This is a genomic window from Flavobacterium sp. ZB4P23, from assembly GCF_003970375.1.
Taxonomy (GTDB): domain Bacteria; phylum Bacteroidota; class Bacteroidia; order Flavobacteriales; family Flavobacteriaceae; genus Flavobacterium.
Genome location: NZ_RYDK01000001.1, coordinates 672,180 through 695,954 on the forward strand (window position 1 = coordinate 672,180; position 23,775 = coordinate 695,954).

General features: G+C 35.4%; 21 protein-coding genes and 1 pseudogene. 12 read left to right on the forward strand and 10 right to left on the reverse strand.

What is annotated here, in order from left to right; all coding sequences use genetic code 11:
- Positions 1–99: 99 nt before the first annotated feature.
- The 4 genes and pseudogenes from EKL99_RS02840 to tpiA all read left to right on the forward strand — a co-directional run bounded on the left by EKL99_RS02840 (position 100) and on the right by tpiA (position 3,494).
- Entirely contained in the window at positions 100–1,200 is a 1,101-nt protein-coding gene (locus EKL99_RS02840; RefSeq protein WP_126553607.1) for a BT_3928 family protein, read from the forward strand.
- A gap of 72 nt (positions 1,201–1,272) precedes the next feature.
- Positions 1,273–1,895: pseudogene (locus EKL99_RS02845) on the forward strand (ABC transporter permease); the annotation flags it as partial.
- A gap of 264 nt (positions 1,896–2,159) precedes the next feature.
- Positions 2,160–2,654: a TlpA disulfide reductase family protein gene (locus tag EKL99_RS02850; protein ID WP_126576359.1), complete on the forward strand. Its 495-nt coding sequence runs from the start codon at positions 2,160–2,162 to the stop codon at positions 2,652–2,654.
- Positions 2,655–2,741: 87 nt separating this feature from the next.
- Entirely contained in the window at positions 2,742–3,494 is a 753-nt protein-coding gene (tpiA, locus tag EKL99_RS02855; RefSeq protein ID WP_126462964.1) for a triose-phosphate isomerase, read from the forward strand.
- 51 nt (positions 3,495–3,545) lie between these two features.
- Here the strand turns inward: tpiA and EKL99_RS02860 are convergent, their stop codons facing one another.
- The gene (locus EKL99_RS02860) at positions 3,546–4,769 is read right to left on the reverse strand and encodes a porin (RefSeq protein WP_126562428.1); all 1,224 of its coding nucleotides are present in this window, start codon (positions 4,767–4,769) and stop codon (positions 3,546–3,548) included.
- 95 nt (positions 4,770–4,864) lie between these two features.
- On the opposite strand from EKL99_RS02860, the gene prmA reads away from it, so the two are divergent.
- The 4 genes from prmA (at position 4,865) to EKL99_RS02880 (ending at position 8,060) form a co-directional block, all read left to right on the forward strand.
- A complete protein-coding gene (gene prmA / locus EKL99_RS02865; RefSeq protein WP_126576360.1) occupies positions 4,865–5,698 on the forward strand; it encodes a 50S ribosomal protein L11 methyltransferase in 834 nt (277 codons plus the stop codon).
- A gap of 42 nt (positions 5,699–5,740) precedes the next feature.
- On the forward strand, positions 5,741–6,016 hold the full coding sequence (locus EKL99_RS02870; protein WP_126576361.1) for an ATP-dependent Clp protease adaptor ClpS: 276 nt from the start codon (positions 5,741–5,743) through the stop codon (positions 6,014–6,016).
- A gap of 93 nt (positions 6,017–6,109) precedes the next feature.
- Positions 6,110–7,381 (forward strand): sterol desaturase family protein, encoded by a 1,272-nt coding sequence (locus tag EKL99_RS02875; protein WP_126576362.1) that lies wholly within the window; start codon positions 6,110–6,112, stop codon positions 7,379–7,381.
- A gap of 7 nt (positions 7,382–7,388) precedes the next feature.
- Positions 7,389–8,060 (forward strand): lysoplasmalogenase, encoded by a 672-nt coding sequence (locus tag EKL99_RS02880; RefSeq protein WP_126462974.1) that lies wholly within the window; start codon positions 7,389–7,391, stop codon positions 8,058–8,060.
- Positions 8,061–8,104: 44 nt separating this feature from the next.
- Here EKL99_RS02880 and EKL99_RS02885 read toward each other — a convergent pair whose 3' ends face one another.
- The gene (locus EKL99_RS02885; protein WP_126462976.1) at positions 8,105–8,521 is read right to left on the reverse strand and encodes a DUF6691 family protein; all 417 of its coding nucleotides are present in this window, start codon (positions 8,519–8,521) and stop codon (positions 8,105–8,107) included.
- A 37-nt stretch (positions 8,522–8,558) separates the two neighbouring features.
- The gene (locus EKL99_RS02890) at positions 8,559–9,119 is read right to left on the reverse strand and encodes a YeeE/YedE family protein (RefSeq protein ID WP_126463087.1); all 561 of its coding nucleotides are present in this window, start codon (positions 9,117–9,119) and stop codon (positions 8,559–8,561) included.
- A gap of 192 nt (positions 9,120–9,311) precedes the next feature.
- Here EKL99_RS02890 and EKL99_RS02895 point away from each other — a divergent pair, with 192 nt between their 5' ends.
- The 4 genes from EKL99_RS02895 (at position 9,312) to EKL99_RS02910 (ending at position 13,595) form a co-directional block, all read left to right on the forward strand.
- Positions 9,312–9,764, forward strand: coding sequence for a 2-dehydro-3-deoxyphosphooctonate aldolase (locus tag EKL99_RS02895; RefSeq protein ID WP_126576363.1), 453 nt, complete (start codon positions 9,312–9,314; stop codon positions 9,762–9,764).
- Positions 9,765–9,960: 196 nt separating this feature from the next.
- Positions 9,961–10,779: a 3-deoxy-8-phosphooctulonate synthase gene (gene kdsA / locus EKL99_RS02900; protein ID WP_126576364.1), complete on the forward strand. Its 819-nt coding sequence runs from the start codon at positions 9,961–9,963 to the stop codon at positions 10,777–10,779.
- A gap of 18 nt (positions 10,780–10,797) precedes the next feature.
- On the forward strand, positions 10,798–11,640 hold the full coding sequence (locus EKL99_RS02905; RefSeq protein WP_126553591.1) for a hypothetical protein: 843 nt from the start codon (positions 10,798–10,800) through the stop codon (positions 11,638–11,640).
- A gap of 863 nt (positions 11,641–12,503) precedes the next feature.
- Positions 12,504–13,595: a PAS domain-containing sensor histidine kinase gene (locus tag EKL99_RS02910; protein WP_126462983.1), complete on the forward strand. Its 1,092-nt coding sequence runs from the start codon at positions 12,504–12,506 to the stop codon at positions 13,593–13,595.
- Between the two features lie 28 nt (positions 13,596–13,623).
- On the opposite strand, the gene EKL99_RS02915 is transcribed toward EKL99_RS02910, so the two are convergent.
- From EKL99_RS02915 to EKL99_RS02945, 7 genes are all read right to left on the reverse strand, one after another.
- Positions 13,624–15,003, reverse strand: coding sequence for a M28 family peptidase (locus EKL99_RS02915; protein WP_126576365.1), 1,380 nt, complete (start codon positions 15,001–15,003; stop codon positions 13,624–13,626).
- 140 nt (positions 15,004–15,143) lie between these two features.
- Positions 15,144–17,240 (reverse strand): glycoside hydrolase family 97 protein, encoded by a 2,097-nt coding sequence (locus tag EKL99_RS02920; protein WP_126576366.1) that lies wholly within the window; start codon positions 17,238–17,240, stop codon positions 15,144–15,146.
- 142 nt (positions 17,241–17,382) lie between these two features.
- On the reverse strand, positions 17,383–19,683 hold the full coding sequence (gene bglX / locus EKL99_RS02925; RefSeq protein WP_126576367.1) for a beta-glucosidase BglX: 2,301 nt from the start codon (positions 19,681–19,683) through the stop codon (positions 17,383–17,385).
- Positions 19,673–19,933: a hypothetical protein gene (locus EKL99_RS14600; RefSeq protein WP_231507361.1), complete on the reverse strand. Its 261-nt coding sequence runs from the start codon at positions 19,931–19,933 to the stop codon at positions 19,673–19,675. Before EKL99_RS14600 ends, bglX begins: the two co-directional genes overlap by 11 nt.
- A 3-nt stretch (positions 19,934–19,936) precedes the next feature.
- Positions 19,937–21,325: a glucoamylase family protein gene (locus tag EKL99_RS02935; protein WP_126462991.1), complete on the reverse strand. Its 1,389-nt coding sequence runs from the start codon at positions 21,323–21,325 to the stop codon at positions 19,937–19,939.
- A 73-nt stretch (positions 21,326–21,398) separates the two neighbouring features.
- Complete coding sequence (locus EKL99_RS02940) at positions 21,399–22,301, reverse strand: LamG-like jellyroll fold domain-containing protein (RefSeq protein WP_126462993.1); 903 nt, start codon at positions 22,299–22,301, stop codon at positions 21,399–21,401.
- A gap of 17 nt (positions 22,302–22,318) precedes the next feature.
- On the reverse strand, positions 22,319–23,773 hold the full coding sequence (locus tag EKL99_RS02945) for a RagB/SusD family nutrient uptake outer membrane protein (protein WP_126462995.1): 1,455 nt from the start codon (positions 23,771–23,773) through the stop codon (positions 22,319–22,321).
- Positions 23,774–23,775 lie beyond the last annotated feature (2 nt).

Consider the following 23,775-nt stretch of genomic DNA (forward strand, 5'->3'; position numbering starts at 1 on the left):
AGCAATAACTAAACATGAAATCACTGGGATTCCAAAATCACAAACTGTAATCCAGAATGGCGATACCATATTCCATTAAAACATAAATATTATCTTCATATGAAAAATATAATTACTCAATTTTCTAGAATTTTCGTTGGAATCCTATTCATAATCTCCGGATTAATCAAACTGAATGACCCTGTTGGTTTTTCTTATAAATTGGCAGAGTATTTCAGTGAACCCGTATTCAACATGCCCTTTTTTGTTCCGTTTGCACTGGGAATCGCCCTGTTTTTAGTGATTCTTGAAGTGGTTTTGGGGATTATGTTACTCATTGGATACAAGACTAAAGTCACGGTTTGGAGTTTATTGGTTTTGATTGTAATGTTTACCTTCCTAACTTTTTATTCCGCTTATTTCAATGTAGTAAAAGATTGTGGCTGTTTTGGCGATGCGCTAAAACTAACACCATGGCAATCGTTTACAAAGGATATTGTGTTGTTGTTCTTTATTCTGGTATTGTTCTTTAACAAAAAATTAATCCAACCCTTATTTAGAACTACCGTTCAAAACATAATTATTTATGCCAGTATCGTTTTATCAGCCTTTATGGGCGTTATCGTTTTAAACCATTTGCCATTAATAGATTTTAGACCATTCAAGGTAGGAAATAATATTCAACAAGGAATGCAAATCCCTGACGGCGCTGATAAATCAGTGGTAGAAATGGTGTTTATATACAAAGTGAATGGTGTAGACAAAGAATTTACCGAAAAAGACCTAATGTCGATTCCTGAAGGCGCCGTATTTGTAGACCGAAAAGACAAAGTCATCACAGAAGGATATGTTCCTCCTATTCATGACTTCACGATGGAAAAAGACGGTTCGGATTATAAAGATCAGTTCTTGCGAGAGCCAAAATTGATGTTGATTGTAGCCTATAATTTAGTGAATGCCGATAAAGCGGGAATGGGCAAAATGGAAAAACTGTATTTAGATGCAAAAACAAAAGGATATAAGGTAATTGGAATGACATCTTCCTTACCGGAAGAGATAGCTGCAGCAAAAAAACAATATGGATTGACATTTGACTTTTATTTTTGTGATGCCATCACATTAAAAACAATTGAAAGAGCCAATCCAAGTATTGTATTGCTCGAGAAAGGAACAATCACACAAAAACTTCATCATAACGACGTCAAAGACTTAAGATTATAAGAATAGGACGGTTCTGATTTACGGTATTACAGAACTTTAACCGCTAATTATTTTTACCCATTAAAAGCATTTATGTTAAAATGTTTTCTTAGTAAAATTGGATCTGTACTGCTTACTCTTTTTGGAGTGTTTACAGTGATATTATTTTTGTTTACTGTTTTGCCTGGGGATCCTGCACGCATGATGCTGGATCAAAATGAAAATTCAGAACAACTGGCCATTGTAAAAAAGAAATATGGTTTTGATAAACCTATTGCTACTCAATACTTGTATTATCTGAATGACCTGTTGCCTATTTCTTTGCACAGTGATACCCAATCCGATTATACTTTCTGAGCGAGGGAAAATACAATGCGGTACCCCTTTTTGGAATTGGTACAAATGAATTGGTTTTGAAAACCCCCTATTTAAGAGAAAGTTTTCAAAAAAGCGGAAAAAAAGTTTCTCAAATTATTGGACATACATTGCCAAGCACAGCCGTATTAGCCATATTTGCCATAGGTATCGCTATTGTTTTTGGAATTGTTTTTGGTATTATTTCTGCCTTATACAAAGATACCTGGATCGATCGCCTAATTGCTTTAATCAGTACTTTAGGGATGAGCATTCCTTCCTTTTTCAGTGCAATCCTATTTGCCAGGCTCTTTGGATTTGTAATACAAAAATAAACGCAGTTTAATATGCCCGGAAGCCTATAAGAAGTACATAATTTCGATGAAGGAAGTTATATTCAATGGATTTTGTATATGCATATTTAGATCCCAAAATAAGACTGGGATAATCACTGTATTTTGACAAGAAATAGCATTTCCAAAGTAACAACAGGTTTCACGTTGTCTAAATCTCATCAACTATAACGATATTGCTGAAGCATTTTTGAATTCCGCTTTCAAAATATGGTATTCTGCACAACTCAATCCAATTGTTTGTTTTAACTTTGTTTAAAAAACAACTCTATAATGAAACAAATACTATTACTTCTAATATCTATTGTAACCTTTTCTTGCGCAAAAGAGGGAAAAACTGAATTTTCTAAAACGGCTTTGTCTGAAACCCTACTAGCCGCTGACGGAAGTCAGGTTGCTTTTCAGGATGTTTTAAAAAAACACGAAGGCAAAACCATAGTAATTGAAGTTTGGGCTTCTTGGTGTGGGGATTGTGTCAAAGCAATGCCAAAAATCAAAGAATTACAAGTGAACAATCCTGATGTTGCTTATTTATTTATTTCAATGGACAAAACTGCCGATAAATGGAAAGTTGGAATTGAAAAACACGAATTGAAAGGAGATCATTTCATGGCAAATGACCAAATGGGAGGTGTATTTGCAAAAGCCATTGACCTAGATTGGATTCCAAGATATATCATTGTGGACAAAACCGGAAAAATTGCTTTATACCGCGCTATTGAAACTGATTTTGACACGATTAACGAGACTTTAGAAAATTTAAAATAAAGCATTCAAACACCATTTGAGATGCAGTTCTTATCATTTGAAAAACTTCAAAAAAACGAAACCAAAAACTAAATATAACACGACAAAATGAGAAAGAAGATTGTTGCAGGAAACTGGAAAATGCATAAAAATGCAGAGCAAACAGAAGATTTATTAAATGAATTAATAGCAAAAATCCCTACAGATACTGCTGTGCAAATAATTGTAGCGCCAACATTTGTAAACCTGGCTTCTGCTGTAGATCATTTAGAATTTACCAATATAGATGTTGCTGCACAAAACGTTCATCAAGCAGAAAGCGGTGCTTTCACGGGTGAAATTTCGGCAGATATGTTAAAAAGTGTAGGTGTAGACATTGTCATTTTAGGACACTCCGAACGCAGAGCCATTTTTCAGGAAACAGATGCTTTAATTGCGAATAAAGTAAATACGGCTTTGGAACATGACATAAGAGTTATTTTTTGTTTTGGTGAAGAATTAAAAGACCGCCAATCAAAAAATCATTTTAATGTAGTTGAAAACCAATTGCGAGATGGTTTATTTCATATTGAGGCTAAAGACTGGGACAGTATCGTTTTAGCCTATGAGCCAGTTTGGGCAATAGGAACAGGAGAAACAGCTTCTCCGGAGCAAGCACAGGAAATGCATGAATTTATAAGAGAAACCGTTCGTAAAGCTTTTGGAAGCGATATTGCTGAAAACGTATCTATCCTATATGGAGGAAGCGTGAAACCGGATAATGCTAAAGAAATTTTCTCAAAACCAGATGTAGATGGAGGCCTCATTGGGGGTGCCGCACTAAAAGCTGATGATTTTGTAGCAATTGTAAAGGCTATCTAAATTTCAATTTTAAACGTCATAAAAAAGCGGTGATTCATTTTACCGTTTTTTTTATATTCCTATTTCAACCTGAAAACGCAGGTGCCAGTTGTTCTTTGTATTACCGTCAAAATAATGTAGGGTATCAAAAGTCAATTCCGTTTGCAATTTAAAAGTGTGTTCCCAAATATATTTCGTCAAACCAATGGTATACTGTTTTGTGTTTGGTGCTAAAAGCTTAATGTCCTCGCCCACTTTTTGAGTAGAATACCGTCCGATAATCTCATAATTTGATAACAAATTATAACTCAATTGATGATCAAATCCGTTACCAACGTAAGCAAAATTAGATTGTGAAATATCATCCGGATTTATTGTAACTGCATTTCTTGGAGTAATTCTGGACATATAACTTGACATAGCGGCCCATCCGTTGTATTTAATCAAAACATCAAGCATCACTGATTTCATAGTGCGAGCTTCAAATAAATCATTTCCTAATTGACCTTGGGTTCTTTTGGCATGATTATTTTGCTGAAAAGCACCCGAAAGCATTAATTTCGGCTTTTTTTCTCTTACAATATCCCCTTCAAAATAGGTTCCGTCTCTTGAAAATGCCCCAAACGGTAACAACTCTACCTTCCCTGTTAAGGCAACACCTTCATCTGTATTCCCCGTGATATTTCGACCTTCTCCTGTTGAAATAGCTGTTTTGAAATTATAGGAAAATTTATCCCGAAATTCATTCATATTGTGAACTTGAAAACCAAAATCCCTGTCAATTGTAAATCTGGCATTGTTAATCGATCGGTCCGTTAACTGTAATCCGCCTGAAGAATTCACACGTTGGCGATTTCCTGGTAATTTTGTTTGTCCAAAACTGATATTCCAGTGTCTATTAGGTCTGTAAAAAACAACTGCATCTCTGATAATATTTATGTTCTCACCTTCTCTAATTTCACCAACATCGCCCGGAGCAAATGACAATTGAACTGCATATAAAAATTTTGGATTTCCCACATATCCGTCAAATCGCAAACGTAATCTTCGGATTTGTCCGTCATATCCCCTTTTTTCATCTTCATTTTCAATATAAGTCACCCTATTTTGCATTCGGAACCGAATATTCAATTGGTATAAACTATCCGGAGAAGTGATTCCAATTCCTTTACCAAAACTATAGTACGGAAGCGCCGATAATCTTAAGTCATTATCTTGTTTGCTTTGCTTGATATTCACCTGCGCATTGCTGGAAATGCAACTTACAAAGATCCAAAATAAAATTATTTTTTTCATGGTGTACTACTGTGTTTTGGGTACAAATGTAAAATAAAATTTGATTTACAAATACTCTTTAATATGCGATTGTTACCTTTGCAAAAAAAACAAGCATGTCAAATATTTATATAGCGTACCATTTTACTATTGAACCTAAAGAATTGGGGTCTGAAATCTTAATCGCGGAATTGGGAGAAAGAGCTTTTGAGAGTTTTACAGAAACTGAAACCGGGATTTCAGCTTTTGTGCAAAAGGATTTATGGAATGAAACCATCTTAGCGGATATCCATATTTTACAATCCGAAGAATTTACGATTGATTATACATTTGAAGAAATCGAACAAGTCAACTGGAATGAGGAATGGGAAAAGAATTTTGAAGCCATTGATGTCGACGGAAACTGTCATGTACGAGCACCATTCCATCCAAAAACAGATGCCGAATTTGATATTATAATTGAACCAAAAATGAGTTTTGGAACAGGGCACCATGAGACCACTCACATGATGATTCAACATTTATTAGAAATAAATGTAACCGGGATGAAAACACTCGATATGGGATGTGGAACCGCAATATTAGCAATTCTTGCCGAAATGAAAGGAGCGCAACCAATTGACGCTATTGATATTGACAATTGGTGTTACTTGAATTCTATAGAAAATGCAGCACGTAATAACTGCAAACACATTACCGTTTATGAAGGGGAAGCCTCTTTATTAGAAGGTAAAAAATACGATTTGATTATAGCCAACATCAATAGGAATATTTTGTTGAACGATATGCAGAGTTACATATACAGTTTAAACCCTAATGGAACGCTACTTTTAAGCGGTTTCTATCATGAAGATATACCATTTATAGATACCTCTTGTACCGAAAAAGGACTGATTTATGTTAAAAAACTTGAAAGAAACAATTGGGTATCTTTAAAATATGTAAATTAGTATTATTTTTTTATTAATTACGAAAGTACAAAAACCTACAAAATGAGTACTAAAGAAAAAGTAAGAGAAAGAGTCCTAGTCAAAGAAGCCACCCGACTGGACAGCGAAATCATCGTTTACAATGACGATGTAAATACATTTGATCATGTCATTGACACCTTAATTCGCGTATGCAATCACACACCGGAACAAGCAGAACAATGTTCGTTAATCGTACATTATAACGGAAAATGTACAGTAAAAACAGGACCTTACGACAAATTAAAACCACAATGCGCGCAATTATTAGAAGCAGGATTAAATGCAGAAATAATTTAAGAATAGTAAAAAGTCCCTTTAATAAATAAATTACTGTGAATAATTCAAAAACATTCTTTTTTATTTTATATTTGAATAAAAAAAAGTGTTCTTATGGAAGAATATGGTAAAATTTTAGTTTTTGTAATGCCCATTTTTTTGATATTAATTAGCATCGAAAAAATTTATGGGCATTACAAAGGGGAAGATACCGCACCTAACATGGATGCTGTTTCGAGCGTGAGTTCTGGAATGGTCAACTCCCTAAAAGATGTTTTAGGACTTAGTATCACACTGGTTTCTTACGACTGGATCGTATCTAAAATAGCTTTATTCAATCTTGAAGCTACCTTTTTAACCTATTTTATTGGATTTATAACTATTGATTTTTATGGCTATTGGAGTCATCGTTTGTCGCATCAAATTAACTTTTTATGGAACAAACATGCGATACATCATAGCAGTGAAGAATTCAATTTGGCCTGTGCCCTACGCCAGCCCGTTTCCAGTTTTGTAAATCTGTTTACCTTTTTATTGATTCCAGCCGCACTTTTAGGAGTTCCCTCCAAAGTGATTGCGATAACCTTACCAATTCATTTATTCCTTCAATTTTGGTACCATACTAAGCACATCAAGAAAATTGGTTTTCTGGAAAGAATATTGGTTTCACCATCCCATCATAGGGTGCATCATGCCATCAATCCAGAATACATGGACAAGAACCATTCGCAAATATTCATCATTTGGGATAAATTGTTTGGTACTTTTCAAGCGGAATTAGAAAGCGTTCCACCTGTTTTTGGAATCACAAGACCAGCCAGAACCTGGAATCCGATCCGGATAAATTTCCAGCATTTATGGCTATTGATTACAGATGCTTGGCGCGCCGAAAACTGGAAAGATAAGTTTATCATTTGGTTTAAACCAACAGGCTGGCGTCCAGAAAATTTTGAAGAAAAATATCCCGTTGTCAAAATTACCAATGTATATGATTTTGAAAAATACGGCGTTCAACATTCTAAAAAACTAATGTACTGGTCCTTATTTCAAGCAATTATAACGTTGTTACTTATTAGTTATATGTATAATTCTATCGTGGTGATAGGGTTGCCAAATGTATTTATTTACGGCGCATTCATCTTCCTGACCGTTTACAGTTACACGGAATTAATGGATACCCGCAAAATTTCCATCTTCTGGGAAAGTATCCGTTTTGTTTTTGGAATTGGACTAATTTTCTATTTTGGCGATTGGTTTGGAATGAATCAACTTTTTCCTTTTGCGAGTTATATTATTGGTGGTTATCTCCTTTTATCCTTGGCTGTAACTGTATATTTTGTCAGCACTAATTTTGAAAAAGATGCCATGATTACCGTTCAATCTTAAAAAAAATATGAAACACAACATTAAAGTAAAGAGTTTTATTGGGTTTAGTCTTGTTTATCTATTGCTAATTCTTTTTGGTTGGGAAACTATAGCTTGGTTTTTGAAACCATTTTTATTGCCGTTTTTAATTCTGACAGTTTATTTACACGAAAGATTTAGTACTAAAAAAGTTCTTATAACTGCTTTGACTTTGTCGTGGATAGGGGACATTATTTTGATGTTTGCTGACAAAGGAGAGTTGTATTTTATTGCAGGGCTGATTGCCTTTCTACTTTCGCACATTTCGTATATCATACTATTTAACAAACAATTGAAAATTTATTTAAAGAATAGTAAAATTATTTTCTGGGTAGGAGTTACAGTAATCGTAGTTTATTTAATCGTAATGATGTTGCTTTTATTGCCAAGTTTAGGGGACTTAAAAATTCCTGTTCTATTATATGCCCTTACTATTTCAATTATGTTGTTATTTGCGCTCAAGGGTTTTTTAAACTGGCAAAAACCTGCCAACAGCTATATATTAATTGGCGCTATTGTTTTTGTAGCTTCAGATAGTCTTTTGGCCTTTGATAAATTCTATGCGCCATTGCAATACAGCTCCTTTCTGATTATGGCAACCTATTTACTTGCGCAATATTTGATTGTTTCCGGCATTTTAAAATTAAACAAAAAAAAATAGCATTCCCACAAGAGAATGCTATTTTGATGTCAAGTGTTTTTCGATTAATGAGGCAATTTATTTTTCAATAGTCCATATAGATAGGTCCCTAAAAGAGACCCGAAAAGCACTATCAAAATGGTCCAAAAACCAGCCCCAAGCAAGATGAATATTGGTCCCGGACAAGAACCTACCAATGCCCAACCCAATCCAAAAAACAATCCGCCAATCCAGTATCTGGCAGAGCCTTTTTCTTTATCCGGAATTTCTATAGATTCTCCCTTGATGTCTTTTATATTGTTTCGTTTAATGATTTGAATGCCAATAATTCCCGTCAAGATAGCCACCGAAATAATTCCGTACATGTGAAACGACTGAAATTGAAACATTTCATAAATGCGATACCAGGAAACGGCTTCAGATTTAGTCAAAACAATTCCGAAAACAAATCCAACCAATAGATATTTTAGTATATTTTTCATTCTTTTTATTTTTAAATTTTAAATGATGATTGGTTATCTACTTTACAATTAATGGCAATAAAAAATGCGCCATTATCAATCCACCAATGAAGAATCCAATTACGGCTTTCAACGAAGGAATTTGTAAATTACTCAAGCCTGAAATGGCATGTCCTGAAGTACAACCTCCTGCATAACGAGAGCCAAAACCTACCAAAACACCACCAATAAGCAGTATAAAAATATGCTTTGGGGATTCTAAAATGGAGATTCCAAAAAGCGCATCCGGCATTAATTTTCCGTTTGGAGCTTCAATACCAAGTTGTGCTAATTGTGCAATTGTTTTAGGATTAATAGTTACATTTGAAGCATCACTCATAAAATGAACGGCAACAAAACCACCTAACATTGCGCCAAGAACAACCACTAAATTCCAGCGTTGTGCTTTCCAGTCAAAATCAAAAAAAGAAACTCGTTTTCCTAAACCAGCCATCGAACAAAGCGAACGCAAATTAGAAGACATTCCAAAAGACTTTCCGAAATAAATAAGTGCCAGCATAATCAAGCCGATCAAAAAACCGGAAACAGACCAAGACCAGGTTTTAAAAATAATATCCATATTGTTTTTTTGTACAAAGATAAGAAGCATTTTACGAGATTTTAAGACAAATGTTATATTCCACAATAGACACTTGTAAATTATTCAGGGAACTCGCAATAAGGTCTGAAGTTCTGGTTATATTTGTGTCGAAGTACTTCCTTGCAATTAAAAGTGCCGTTTAAATTTTGACATTATAAATCTACCTTAAATATGAAAAAATCGATCCTTTTTATTGCTTTGCTAATAGGTACTACTTCTTGTATAAGTACACAATCTACTTTGAAAAACACGGACGATAATGCTCCCGATTTATTGCTGTCACAAGACTATACTTTTGTGATTACTCAGTACAGCACAAACAAAAAATATGGATATGATAAGGATTATCCCATCAATATATTCTTTAATAACACTAAAAACGAAACGATCAACCAAGAACGGTTTTTGAACGCATTAGCTGGGCCTAATGGTGAAAAAATAACGTATACCAAACAAGAAAGTTGCTGTCCGTTTCCAACGAAAAGAAGTGAAATGGGTGCTGGATTTCTGGATGTTTATGAATTAAAATGGAACGGTCAGAAAGAACCGCTACTACTCTACCTGAACATCTATGAAAAAGGAATATTGATGGTTCCGGTGGGACTTACATTGAAAAAAAAATAGTTTTTAAAATCCCAAAAGTCCTTATAAACCAAATTCCTAGCCCTGATGGCAGTGAAAATCCTCCCGTTTTTCAGGGAGATTGCAACATACAGCAGGAAATAGCTCCTAAAAAAAAGTTAATGCCCGAAATTAATTGGGAAACGTAAATTGGAAATCGTAAATCATAACTACCTTTGCACCTTTAAAAAATCATACTATGAACTTACAACATATTCCACAAATCAAATATACTGATAGTGGCAATTTCTTCTTGTTAGCTGGGCCTTGTGCCATTGAAGGGGAAGAAATGGCGATGCGAATTGCCGAAAAACTAGTTGGTATTACTGATCATTTACAAATTCCTTTCGTTTTCAAGGGTTCTTTCAAGAAAGCTAACCGATCTAGAATTGACAGTTTTTCAGGAATCGGTGACGAAAAAGCATTGAAAATCCTCAGAAAAGTTTCGGAAACATTTAAAGTTCCTACCGTTACGGATATTCATACAAATGAAGATGCGGATATGGCTTCTCAATATGTTGATGTATTGCAAATTCCAGCTTTTTTAGTGCGTCAAACGGATTTAGTAATGGCTGCTGCCAATACCGGAAAAGTAGTCAACTTGAAAAAAGGACAATTCATGAGTCCGGAAAGCATGAAACATGCGGTTCAAAAAGTATTGGATTGTAACAATGAAAAAGTGATGATTACCGATAGAGGAACGATGTTTGGCTACCAGGACATGATTGTTGATTTTAGAGGAATTCCTACAATGCAACAATATGCTACAACTGTTCTTGACGTTACCCATTCGCTACAACAACCCAACCAAACAGCTGGTGTAACTGGTGGAAGACCTGATATGATTGAAACTATAGCCAAAGCTGGTATCGCTGTAGGCGTAGATGGAATCTTTATAGAAACTCATTTTGATCCTGCCAATGCAAAAAGCGATGGTGCTAATATGTTGCATTTGGATTATTTTGAATCCTTAATGACCAAGTTAGTTGCCATCAGAAAAACAATACACACATTTTAAATTTAGGCACCATATATATTGAAATATCTTTTATATTACGCATCCCTTATTATTTTATTTACCAATAGTATAATTGCACAGGAAATTACAGAAATTCAAACTAAATATACAACTCATAACAAAGGAAAATTTTTCATCTCATGGGGAGGAAACAGAGATACTTACTCCAAGTCGGACATAACCTTTCGAGGTAAAGATTACAATTTTACCTTAGAAAATGTCCAAGCGCAGGACAAACCAAAAGGGTGGCATGTAGATTATATCAATCCAGCAAAAATGACTATTCCTCAAACTAATTTCAGAATGGGGTATTTCATAAGTGACCACTACAGCGTTGCTATAGGTGTAGATCACATGAAATATGTAATGCTACAAGACAAGGCGGTAACGATCAATGGGCATTACCCCAATCCGGGATCTTATGATGAGCTATTAGCCAATAATCAAGTTCTTTTGACAGCAAAATTTCTCAAATATGAACATACCGATGGTTTAAATTATGTGAATACTGAGTTTTCTCGACATGATGATATCTCGTCATTATTCAAAATTAGAAATACGGATAAAATTCAAGTTAATTTAACCGAAGGAGTTGGTTTTGGTCTCTTATATCCAAAAACTAACACCACTTTATTAGGAAAAGATCGTCATGATGATTTTCATGTTTCAGGGTATGGAACTTCTTTGAAAGCAGGATTGAATGTTACTTTTTTTAAACATTTTTATATCCAGGGAGAACTCAAAGGAGGGTATATTAACATGCAAGACATTCGAACTACACAAAGCACCGAAGACAGTGCTTCACAAGATTTTTTCTTTTTTCAGAGAATTATTGCTGTAGGAGGAATATTCAAAATATAAATACTTTACACACAATAAAAAAACGAGGCTGTCTGGATATGACAGCCTTCTTTTGTTTACCAAAATTTTATTTGAATGATCGTGATGTGTTTTGATTTAATTGAAATTGTTTAGCGTATTTCTTTAATTATAAGCCGTTGGGTGCAATTATTCAAAACGTCAGTTCGAGTGTTTTTTGTGTAGTAAAACGGAACAAAACTTCTCAATACGCTTCGCACTCGAAGTGACGTGTATCGAGAACCGTTTTTAATACTAATTTTCTAGTTCTCGATATAATCCCGCCCAAAAGCGGGATCACTCGAACTGACAAAAATTATCATCAAAAATTAATTGCACCCAACGGGTTAATTATAACATATTATTAGCTAAATGTGGTGTACTATTTTCTTCCATAATAATAAAAATTTTATCTATCCAAAACTTGAATGGTAAATACCCTTCAAACTTAATTAAAATCACGTAAAAACACCTATAGCCAGACGAATTACTATTTCTAAATTTGCATGTATAACCTAATTTACATTAAATGAAAAATTCAGCACTAAATTCAGAGGAAAACACTAACCATTTTAATTTTAAAACTATTTTAAAAAAAATTGGATTTTATTTGTTAATTGTGCTTGTTTTTTTACACTTTAAGTTTTAATTATTTTCTCTTATGATGCTAAGTCGAGACCAGGAGACACCACAACCAATTGTTTCAAAAAATTATTATGCTGCTTTATCAGAAGAAATTCTATCAACTGCAAAATTAGGCAATATATGACTTTTCTTATAATATAATTTTTTATATCAGACAACAAAAATCAAAAAGAGTCTGGACACTGATGCTTTAAAAAAAACTTTTTAGATTAATAAATATAATGAATGTAACAAAGATGAATACTGATTCACATGGGGCATATAACTTTGATAATTTTTTTAATATATCTGCTGATTTTATATGTATTGCGGGATTTGACGGCTATTTTAGAAGAATAAATCCGGCTGTTTCAAAATTATTAGGATTTTCAGAAGAGGAATTGTATGCTAGACCCATCAGTAGTTTTGTGTATGCATCTGACCTTAAAATTACTATTGAAACCAGAGAAAAAGTATATAAAAACAAGCCTCTTTTGAATTTTGAAAATCGGTATTTAACAAAAACCGGGGAAATTATATGGCTGTCCTGGACATCGATGCCTGTCGAGTCCGAAAGATTAGTGTATGCGATTGCCAAAAACATTACCCATAAAAAAAGAATCGAAGAAGAACGCAATTTACTTCTTGCCAATCTTACCCAAATTAATAAGGAGCTCACGGTTTTGTCACATAAAACATCCCATGATTTAAAGTCTCCCATTAACAATATGCTTTCGGTCTTCAGTTTGATAGACAGCACTAAAATTCATGATCCGGAAACACTGGAATTGATCAGCACTCTTAAATTGACCAGTGAAAATTTAAAACAAACTTTAAACGATTCGATTGATGAATTAATTGATAATGAAAACATCAACACTCAAATAGAAAAAATAAACCTAAATGAAGCACTCAACGAAGTCTTGATCTCGATAAATTCTTTAGTCCAAGATTCAAAAGCAGAAATTAATATCGACTTTTCAGCTTTTGAAAATGTAACTTTTAACAAAGCGTACATCAAAAGTATTTTTTTAAATTTATTGACTAATTCGATTAAATATGCAAAACCGGATGCCCCTCCAATTATTACTATACAATCTAAAAAGGTAAATGGAATCAATCAATTAATTTTTTCTGATAATGGGCTGGGTTTTGATTTAGACAAAGTAAAAAACAGGATTTTTGGATTGTATGAAAAATTTCACAGCAACAACGACAGCAACGGTATAGGGCTGTATTTAGTGTACAACTACATCACAAGCTTAGGCGGGCGAATTGCGGTTGAGAGTAAAATAAATGAGGGTGCTACATTCACTATTTCTTTCAAATATTGAATGTAGCACCTTCTAAGATTTTGGTTTTTTAATTGACAATCCCTTGCTGATCCACCAGATAAAGTAAGGAAGCCATAGCCGCTGCTCCTAGTTCCAACTCTCTTTTATTGACAGCATCAAATGTGTCATTAGCGGCATGATGGTAATCAAAATAACGTTGCGAATCCGGTTGCAATCCCACCTTTACGATATGATTGGATTGCAGTGGACCAATATCAACACCGGAATGTCCTTTTACAAATTTGTGGATTAGGTATGGTTCAAATAACGTTGCCCAATTACTGATTTTGTTAAAATTTGCTTCATCAGCATCAATTGAAAATCCTCTTGGGGAAAATCCTCCCGAATCGCTTTCTAAAGCAAAAATATGGTTTTCATTATTTTTATTGGACTGTACTTCATATTCTTTGCCGCCTCGAACTCCGTTTTCTTCGTTCATAAACAATACCACACGCAACGTATTTTTAGGTTTATACCCAATGTTTTTGAAGATATTTAATACCTCCATACTTTGAACACATCCAGCACCATCATCATGAGATCCGTCTCCTAAATCCCAGGAATCAAGGTGGCCGCCAACGACCATTATCCTTTCAGGATGTTCAGAACCCGTTATTTCACCAACCACATTGTAGGATAAAACATCATCAAATATTTCACAAGATTGTTTGAAATAGAATAGCGAATTTGGATTTTGTTTTAAACTTTTGCTCAACAGTTCGGCTCCATTTGTACTAATGGCAGCAGCTGGAATTCGTTGTTCTTTGGAAATTTCTCCATAATTAGTTGCACCGGTATGCGGTAAATCATCCAATCGCAAATTCATGGATCTTACAATTACAGCTAAAGCACCGAGTTTTCCAGCTTCTCTGGCTCCTGATGATCTTTGGTCAACACAACTCCCATAGGCTTTGAAAGTTTCGATAAATTCAGGATTCATCGCTCTGTTGAAGAAAATGATTTTCCCTTTTACTTTTGCTTCCCCTAATGCGGTTAATTCTTCCAGGCTGTTTACTTCAATTATAGTTGCTTGTACTCCTTTTTTTGGAGTGGCCACTGAACCTCCCAGCGCGCAAATGGGGAAATTAATTTTTTGTTTTCCTACTTGTAAATATGCGATTTCTTTTTCGCCACGAACCCATTTTGGCACCATTACTTCCTGGAGATAGACTTTATCTAAACCCAGGGTTTCTAATTGTGCTTTGGTATACAAAACTGCTTTTTCAGCTCCTATAGAACCTGATAATCGGGATCCAATGGTATTGGATAAATGGTCCAGCCAAGGATAACATTTGGCATTGGTTAAGGATAATTTGTAAATTTCTTTTAACATTTGTTCCTCCTTAGCTTGCGCAAAAGCAGTAATTCCACCAAAGAAAAGTGCGGCTAAAACAATTGATTTTTTCATAATAAATTTGGGCTTTTTTGGGTATTCTTCTTTATAATTTTGGTTATGGTTGCCGTCGCAATTTCGTAATTCTTACTGAATATTTTATGCTAGATTCAAAAAAAATCCTGCAAGTTATATTTTCTTGCAGGATATCCTATTTATTTTATTGGTTCAAAACTGATTGCCGTTCCACCTCCGGGAGCTAAATTCAATTTGATTTTTGATTTGCTGGTTACTGTTATCGTTCTTATTTTATAAGCGATAGGATTCTTTTTCCAATCGGCATCTTTAGCATCTTCATAAATGATGGCTTTGTATTTCATTCCTTTGGTCAGGAAATCTAATTTAATTTCTGATTTTCTGGCATTCTCATCTGTTATTGCACCCAAAAACCAGGTTTCCTTTCCTTTTGTTTTTCGAGCAACCATAACGTAATCGCCTGGTTCAGCTTCTAAATACTTACTTTCATCCCAATCTGTTTCTACATCTTTGATAAACTGAAAAGCATCCGGGTATTTCTCATAATTTTCTAATAAATCGGCCGCCATTTGCAACGGAGAATACATCGTTACATACAAAGCCAGTTGCTTGGCTAAAGTCGTGTGTACCTGCTCCGTTTTATTTTTATCATAATAACTCATTTTAATTTCAAATATGCCCGGTGTATAATCCATAGGTCCGCCCAGTTGTCTGGTAAACGGCAAAATAGTTTCATGCATAGGTGGATTTCCTACGCTCCAAGCATTGAATTCATTCCCGCGAGCCGCTTCGGCAGCGATATAATTAGGATATGTTCTTCCGTAACCGGTAGGTCTTGATGATTCGTGGGAATTAATCATAATCTTGTAATCCGCGGCACGTCTAACAACAAAATTGAAATGATTCACCATAGATTGCCCGTCATGAAATTCGCCACGCGGAATAATTTTACCCACATAACCGGTTTTTACCGCCGGATATTCGTGTTTTTTCATCAAATCAAAAGCACGATCCAAGTGTCTTTCATAATTACTGACAGAACCCGATGTTTCATGATGCATGATCATCTGTACATTTTTTGCTTTGGCATAAGCCGAAATTGCAGCAATATCAAAATCCGGATACGGAGTGGTAAAATCAAAAACTTCCTCTTTCCAGTTTCCGTTCCAATCTTCCCAACCTACATTCCAACCTTCAACAAGTACCCCACCGAAACCATTTTTTGCGGCAAAATCAATGTATCTTTTCGTGTTTTCCGTGGTAGCGCCATGTTTTCCTGAAGCTTTTGGGGCATCTGCAAAATTAGTGGCATTTTGAGAACCGGCATAATCCCAAGTTGATTTCCCAACATGCATTTCCCACCAAATTCCAACATATTTCATGGGTTTGATCCAAGACGTATCGTCTAATTTTGACGGTTCATTGAGGTTCAAAATCATTTTAGAAGCCACAATATCTCTGGCATCATCACTAATCATGATTGTTCTCCAAGGTGACACACAGGGTGTTTGCAAATACGCTTTGTCACCAATAGCGTTAGGAACTAATTCGGCTTTTAATTTGTAATTTGTCACATCAGCATTCAGGTGCATGACCGGATAATTGACAACCGCAGCTTCAAAAATATTGAGATACAAACCTGATGGTGCTTTCATCATCAAAGGTGTTTGAACCATATATTTTCCCGGAATAGATTTTACTCCAATTCCATTATTCATATTGATTTTGCTGTTATCAATTTCAGAAAACTTAGTTTCATTGTATTCGTATTCATTACTGTCAAAATCTCCTGGAATCCAGAATACTTTATTATTTTCGGTCAAATTGAATTGCGTAACCTCATCCGAAATGATAAAATAATTCAACTCCGCTTGTCTTGGAAAATCGTATCTGAAAGCTACACCTTCATCAAAAACTCTAAAAATAATGTTAATTTTCACCTTAGTTTCCTTGTTAATCAGCGAAACATTAAGCTCATTATACTGATTTTGAATACTAGTTTGTTCCCCTAAAACGGGTTTCCAAGATTCGCTGAAACTTGAAGTTTTTGAAGTCAGAATTTCAAAATTAGTGTCGAGATCCGGTTTTTCCTTTAATTTTATGCCTAAAAGACTTTCTAAAACAACTGCTTTATTTTTGTAATTTACAGAATATGCCGGTTGACCATTTCCTGCTAATTTAAAATTTAGGGCTATAGTGCCAGATGGAGACTGAACGGTTTGAGCATGTCCAAAACTGAACATAAAGAGTAGAAAAAGAGAAAGTAAACATTTCATTTTTAATGATTTTTTTGAATTGATAAAAGTAAATAAAATAGTCGTGTATCACAGCCTCACATGTACCAAATACCATTATTTTGTTTAAAAAAACCCTTCAGTACAAATACTGAAGGGCCGATCATAAATAAATAAACCAAATCTATTTAATCAACTCAAAACTAACTTTCCGGTCCGTGTTCGAATCTGTTCCTACAAAAACTTGAAAAGTTCCCGGTTCTGCAATAAACTTCAAATCCGAATTATAAAATTTCAATTCTTCTAGGGAAATTTCGAAAGTAACTGTTTGCTTTTCTCCTTTTTTAATTGCTATTTTTTGGAATCCTTTCAATTCTTTTAGCGGTCTTGTAACTGAACCTACTAAATCTCTTATATATAATTGAACGACTTCCTTACCATCAAAATTTCCGGTATTGGTGACATCAACAGTCACATTTAATTTCTCGATGAAACTCATTTTATCTGCTGATATCCTCAAATTCGAATACTCAAAAGTGGTGTAACTCAATCCAAATCCAAAAGGATATAAAGGTTCATTTCTTTCGTCGATATAATTCGATCTGAATTTTTCGAACTTCCCTTCTTTGTTCCCTAAAGGTCTTCCTGTATTTTTTTGGTTGTAATAAATAGGTACCTGCCCTACACTTCTAGGGAAAGTAGCAGTCAATTTTCCCGAAGGATTTTCATCGCCAAACAAAACATCAGCAATTGCACTGCCTGCTTCACTACCGGCAAACCAAGTATTCAAAATAGCAGGAACGGTTTCGTTTTCCTGAACCAAAACCAATGGACGGCCAGTAAATAAAACCAAAACCACCGGTTTTCCCGTTTTCAATAAGGCTTGTAATAAGTCTTTTTGCGCTTGTGGAATTTCTAAGTTCGTTCTGCTACTGCTTTCTCCGGACATTTCTGCTGATTCTCCAAGTGCGGCAACAATTACATCCGATTGATTCGCAATTTTCAAGGCTTCCTCCAATAATTCTTCGGTAGTTCTGTCATCGCGATGTAAGGTTTTGCCAAACATAGTTGCTTTTTCCTCGAAAGCGGCATCATAATCCAGATTGCTTCCTTTGGCGTAAAGCACTTTGGTCGAATTCCCAACCACTTCTTTGATTCCTGCCAAAAGTGAAATGGATTTATCCTGATTTGTGGCTACACTCCAGGTTCCTGCCATATTTTCTTTGGCATCAGCCAAGGGTCCGATTAAGGCAATCGTCCCAGACTTTTTCAAAGGAAGCAACTGATTTTGATTTTTTAATAAAACTAAAGATTGAGCAGCTGTTTTTCTGGCTTCGGCTCTGTTGCTTGCTGTAAAAATTTCCTTTTTTGCTCTTTTAGCATCTGTGTAACGATACGGATCATCAAACAATCCCAGATCATATTTGGCATTCAAAATAAGACGCACGGCGTTATCGATTTGTTCGACGCTAACTTTTCCTTCCTCCACTGATTTCTTTAGAGTCGTAAGGAAGCCTTCGCCCACCATATCCATTTCAATCCCAGCATTTAATGCCAAGGCTGAAACCGTTTGCAAATCCCCCATTCCATGATCTATCATTTCCGGAATTCCTGTAAAATCAGTTACTACAAATCCTTTGAAACCCCATTGCTTACGCAACACATCAGTCATTAACCATTTGTTTCCGGTTGCAGGAATTCCATCAATTTCATTAAAAGACGCCATAACTGATCCAACGCCGGCGTCAATAGCCGCTTTGTAGGGAGGAAAATAATCATTGTACATTTTTATTCGGCTCATGTCAACCGTATTGTAATCCCGTCCAGCGTCTGGTGCTCCATACAGAGCAAAATGTTTCACACAGGCTAAAATGGTATTATTCTTTGATAAATCATTTTGTTGGTACCCATTGACCATCGCTTTTGCAACTAGGCTTCCCAAAAAAGGATCTTCACCAGAACCTTCCGAAACCCTACCCCAACGTGGATCACGGGAAATATCAACCATTGGGGAGAAAGTCCAGTTGATTCCATCAGCACTGGCTTCTTGTGCCGCAATTTGAGCACTTCTTTCTATCAGTTTCATATCCCATGTACAAGACAATCCAAGCGGAATAGGAAAGGTCGTTTCATACCCGTGAATTACGTCCATTCCAAAAAGCAACGGAATTTTCAATCGGCTTTTTTCGACAGCGATCTTTTGAACTTCATATATTTTTTGAACTGATTTGATGTTGAATAAACCACCCACTTTACCTTCTTCGATATTCTTCGCGACATTGGAACTGTTGGCCTGACCCGTGGTAATATCTCCCGAAGTAGGTAAATTTAATTGCCCTATTTTTTCTTCCAAAGTCATTTTAGAAAGTAACTCTGAAACGAATTCGGTTTTAGGTTTAATTTTAACGTTCTTTTTAGTTGTCTTTTTTTGGCTGTAGCCAAAAAGAGAAATTCCAAAAAGTAATATAATAAGTTTAATTTTCATTTTGTCTGTTTTTTGTTTGTTGGAACATCCAATCATAAATTTCTTGGTTGTCATACGCGCGCGACCAACTGTCGTGGTTTGCATTATCAAAAATGGTTAATTCCACATTGGAGTTCTTTGGAATGTGCAAAACGTAATTTAGTTCGTAATTTTTAACGACTTCCGTTTTAATTTTCCCCCTCCTCTCAGTTTGAGAAAAAGAATTCCATGACATTAAAAAGGCGAGTATTAAAATTAGACATTTCATCATTCTTTAAAAATTATATTTTGTAGAATTAAAGCCCAATTTTGTCAAACCTGGTTTAATTTCCGGAGCGTTCATAAATAATTTCCATAATAAACCGGAACGGTGATTTTCAATCATAGGTGCAATTGTACCTTGATCAATGGCTAAATATCTTGGCGTTACCCAGTTATAATGCGGGGAAAAAGCATCATAAGGCCCTGCTATTCCAACATATTCTGTTCTTTTTTCATCGTATAAATAATGAAGAAACTTCATGGACTCTACTGGTGTAAAAGGAAACGAAGACAGGGCAGCCGTAGGCGTAATTACCCCTAAATCATTGTTAGGCTGGTGTGCTGAATATCCTGTAGAACCATCACTGTTACGGGAATAACTAGCCGTTAATCCCCAACATTTATCTGAATAACCTTTCCATTGACGTGGATTAGCAATGCAATATTGATTGATGATTTTAGAATGATTTTGGGTCAATGCCCAATAATCGGCATATTGATCCTTCAATGTAGTGGGATCTAATCCTAAATAAGAATATTGCGCCCAGAACAAAGGACCTACATTTCCTGAAGCTCCGTTATAATTGAAAATCACAGGAATTCCATATTGTGATCCTCCATTTGTAATGCCTCCATTTCTGGCCCAAGCCTGATGATAGGCCTGTTCCGAAATAGGATGCGTAGGAGAAGCAGCACCCAAAACATAGGTAATCAAACATTCGTTGTATCCTTCTAATTTAAAATTCATTTCCCAACCGTATTGCGGAGACCAATGCCAGTAAAGGGCGTTTTCTCCTTTGGTATACCAATCCCATTCTACTCCTTTCCAAAGTGCATCGGCTTTTGCAGCTAATTCTTTTTCTGAGGCAGAACCATTTTTAAAATATTCTCTGATGCTTAATAATCCTTGACAAAGGAAAGATGTCTCTACTAAATCACCTCCATTATCTTTTGTTCCAAATGGAATTACTTTTCCGGTTGAACCATCCATCCAATGGGGCCAAGCACCGTGAAAACGTTCTGCTTTTTCGAGAAAATTCATAGCAGTTGTAAGACGTGAAACTGCTTCTGACCGATTTACAAAACCGCGTTCAATACCTACTATTATTGACATTAACCCAAAACCGGAACCTCCCGTGGTGACAATATTAGCTTCAAAACCAGGATCATTGGTATAATACCGTTCTCTTGCCAGTTTAGAATTAGGCTCTGCATACTCCCAAAAATACTTGATGGCATCTTTTTGAACCTGATCCATAACCTCAATATCCGTCAAAGGAACTGTTGGAGTAACAGGAGTTGTTGGCAATGGAGTTCCAGTACCTCCGTTACTCTCCGGAGTTGAGGAAGAGCAGGAAATAAAAAAACTAATACAAAATAGTAAACTCAGGGAAATCTTCATTTTAATAAAAATAATAGGATTAATAGTTTTAAAATAAACCCCTAGTTTTAGAAATCTAGGGGTTAATAGTCTTTTATCTGTTGTCTTTTTCTAATTTATATAAAGCGACAACTTCATTGTCAGAAAGAGCTGCGTTATAAATTCTAAACTCATCCATTAAACCGGTGTAATTCAACATCCAACCATCTGGAGCGTTCCATGGAGCACCTAAATGTTGCTGGAATCCACCAATAATGAACTTTGAAACATTCGAACTGGCAAGATCACCATAGCCAACACCCCCGCTAAGAGGATCACTTGCATATCGCTTGGCAATTGAAGCAGGTAAATTCAGTTTTTGTCCATCAATGTACATACTGTAAGTAGAACTAACTCCACTGTAAGCCCATACAACATGTTTCCATGTTCCAAACATATTTGTTAGAACATTAGCACCACCATGCTCTATAAACTGCCCAGACCATGCAATACTGGGTGTCACATCTTTTTGAAGATGATTTTTCATTAACATAGTAGTTGCCGGACCAGTACCTTCTATTAATGAGAAAATGTTCCCCCAAAAATCTGTTGTTTTTGGCAACATAAATAATGATTGTGCTCCTCCGGAGTGTGGATTTGTATTGATCCACATAGAAACAGTAATACTTTTTAAATCCACCAAAGAACTTGCCACTGCGCTGTAAGCAATAAAAGAATTTGAAGATCCTTGATATGCCTTTCCTTTGATTCCGTTTCCATAGGTCACATTTTTCCCTACCCCGCCTGTTATTCCATTTTTTGAATCTGTAATACTGTTCTCAAAACTAAATTTGGTAACTAAATTAGCGGCAGCAACGTTATCTGAATTTTCATATCCACCAATTGCCTCGTAAGCAATTGGTGTATTGACTTTATCTATACTATCCTCGTTACAGCTCACAAAAAATTGTGAAGCCAAAACAGAAGCAAATAAGAAAATATATTTATTTTTTTTCATTTTACAGTTCTTTAAAATTAATACCCTGGGTTTTGTGTTGACAATCCGCCTGATTGTATAATAAAAGCTTGTGGCAATGGAAACAATTCATGTTTACCTGCAACGAATGTTTTTCCATGAATAGCAAATGCGGTTACTGCTTGTCCCGTACGAACTAAATCAAAAAATCTATCGTGTTCAAATGCCATCTCAACTCTTCTTTCTTTCCAAATTGCAGTTCTCACATCACTTTGAGATAGAGCAATTGTGTTGCTTAATCCAGCTCTTGCTCTAATTTGGTTCAACAAAGAAATCGCTGCAAGAGTTTGATTCAATTCATTTAGCGCTTCGGCTTTCATTAATATAACTTCGGCATATCTCAAATATTTAATATTCACATCGGTTTCCCAACCATCTGTGAAAGCAGATGAATACGCTTTGTAGTTGTATCTTTCATTTTCAACAGTAACTGGTACAACTCTACCATCATATAAAGTGGTACCTCTAAAAATGATTGTTGCATTTTTTCTACTATCGCCTGTTTCATAAGCATTTACTAAACTTTGGGATGGTGTATTGAAGCCCCAACCCCATCCACCATTACCACGAGCTCCTTGCGTATTGGAATATCCTGAGATTCCTTTGGCAGGAACTGAACCTGTGCCTTGAATTTCAAAAATAGATTCAGCATCATTTTCTCCAGCTAATCTAAACATAGAAGCATAATTTGGAACAATAGCATATCCTGTAATCAAATTACAGTTGTCCACTACTTTCTGCCAGTTTTTTTGGTACAAATTTATTTTTGCCAATAAAGCGTAAGCAGCTCCTTTTGAAGCTCTTCCTTTTTCAGCAGCCGCATATTCGGATTTGTTTGGCAATGCCACAATAGCATCATTCAAATCACTTTCAATATAAGCATACACTTCTGCTCTAGATTTTCGTGTTAATTGCATAATTCTATCTTCATCAGAAGAAGGGTTTGGCAAATGATCAATAATTGGAACACCTCCATAGGTTTTCACTAAAGTGAAATACATAAAGGCTCTCAAAAACTTTGCTTCTCCCATTAATCTGGTACGTAAAGCAGGATTAGCTTTGTCTAATTGAGGAATAATACTTAATGCTTGATTGCATCTGTTAATTCCTTCATAATTAGCTGCAAAAACCTCACTTGTTGATGGCGTTGAGGCATTATAGGTTAAGGCATCCATTAAATCTTTATCGGAACCCGTATCTCCTGGAGACGATCCTTTGTCAGCATCATCAGAGGCAATACTTGACAACCCAATCCAAGAAAAGGAAGTCATGTTCCAATCTAAAAACTTACTGTAGATGGCAGTTACAAAAGTGGCAGCTCCTGCATCATTATTGAATAATTCTATGTCTTTTGTAGAAATAGATTCTGTTTGATCTACCTCTAAATAGTCGTTTGAACATCCCGAGAAAAAGTATGCGGATAGCGCAAAAATTGATATATATATCTTTTTCATTG

Coding starts and splice junctions, on each gene's coding strand:
- EKL99_RS02840 (WP_126553607.1), top strand. CDS start 100: ATGAAAAATATAATTACTCAATTTTCTAGAATTTTCGTTGGAATCCTA.
- EKL99_RS02850 (WP_126576359.1), top strand. CDS start 2,160: ATGAAACAAATACTATTACTTCTAATATCTATTGTAACCTTTTCTTGC.
- tpiA (WP_126462964.1), top strand. CDS start 2,742: ATGAGAAAGAAGATTGTTGCAGGAAACTGGAAAATGCATAAAAATGCA.
- EKL99_RS02860 (WP_126562428.1), bottom strand. CDS start 4,769: ATGAAAAAAATAATTTTATTTTGGATCTTTGTAAGTTGCATTTCCAGC.
- prmA (WP_126576360.1), top strand. CDS start 4,865: ATGTCAAATATTTATATAGCGTACCATTTTACTATTGAACCTAAAGAA.
- EKL99_RS02870 (WP_126576361.1), top strand. CDS start 5,741: ATGAGTACTAAAGAAAAAGTAAGAGAAAGAGTCCTAGTCAAAGAAGCC.
- EKL99_RS02875 (WP_126576362.1), top strand. CDS start 6,110: ATGGAAGAATATGGTAAAATTTTAGTTTTTGTAATGCCCATTTTTTTG.
- EKL99_RS02880 (WP_126462974.1), top strand. CDS start 7,389: ATGAAACACAACATTAAAGTAAAGAGTTTTATTGGGTTTAGTCTTGTT.
- EKL99_RS02885 (WP_126462976.1), bottom strand. CDS start 8,521: ATGAAAAATATACTAAAATATCTATTGGTTGGATTTGTTTTCGGAATT.
- EKL99_RS02890 (WP_126463087.1), bottom strand. CDS start 9,119: ATGGATATTATTTTTAAAACCTGGTCTTGGTCTGTTTCCGGTTTTTTG.
- EKL99_RS02895 (WP_126576363.1), top strand. CDS start 9,312: ATGAAAAAATCGATCCTTTTTATTGCTTTGCTAATAGGTACTACTTCT.
- kdsA (WP_126576364.1), top strand. CDS start 9,961: ATGAACTTACAACATATTCCACAAATCAAATATACTGATAGTGGCAAT.
- EKL99_RS02910 (WP_126462983.1), top strand. CDS start 12,504: ATGAATGTAACAAAGATGAATACTGATTCACATGGGGCATATAACTTT.
- EKL99_RS02915 (WP_126576365.1), bottom strand. CDS start 15,003: ATGAAAAAATCAATTGTTTTAGCCGCACTTTTCTTTGGTGGAATTACT.
- EKL99_RS02920 (WP_126576366.1), bottom strand. CDS start 17,240: ATGAAATGTTTACTTTCTCTTTTTCTACTCTTTATGTTCAGTTTTGGA.
- bglX (WP_126576367.1), bottom strand. CDS start 19,683: ATGAAAATTAAACTTATTATATTACTTTTTGGAATTTCTCTTTTTGGC.
- EKL99_RS14600 (WP_231507361.1), bottom strand. CDS start 19,933: ATGATGAAATGTCTAATTTTAATACTCGCCTTTTTAATGTCATGGAAT.
- EKL99_RS02935 (WP_126462991.1), bottom strand. CDS start 21,325: ATGAAGATTTCCCTGAGTTTACTATTTTGTATTAGTTTTTTTATTTCC.
- EKL99_RS02940 (WP_126462993.1), bottom strand. CDS start 22,301: ATGAAAAAAAATAAATATATTTTCTTATTTGCTTCTGTTTTGGCTTCA.
- EKL99_RS02945 (WP_126462995.1), bottom strand. CDS start 23,773: ATGAAAAAGATATATATATCAATTTTTGCGCTATCCGCATACTTTTTC.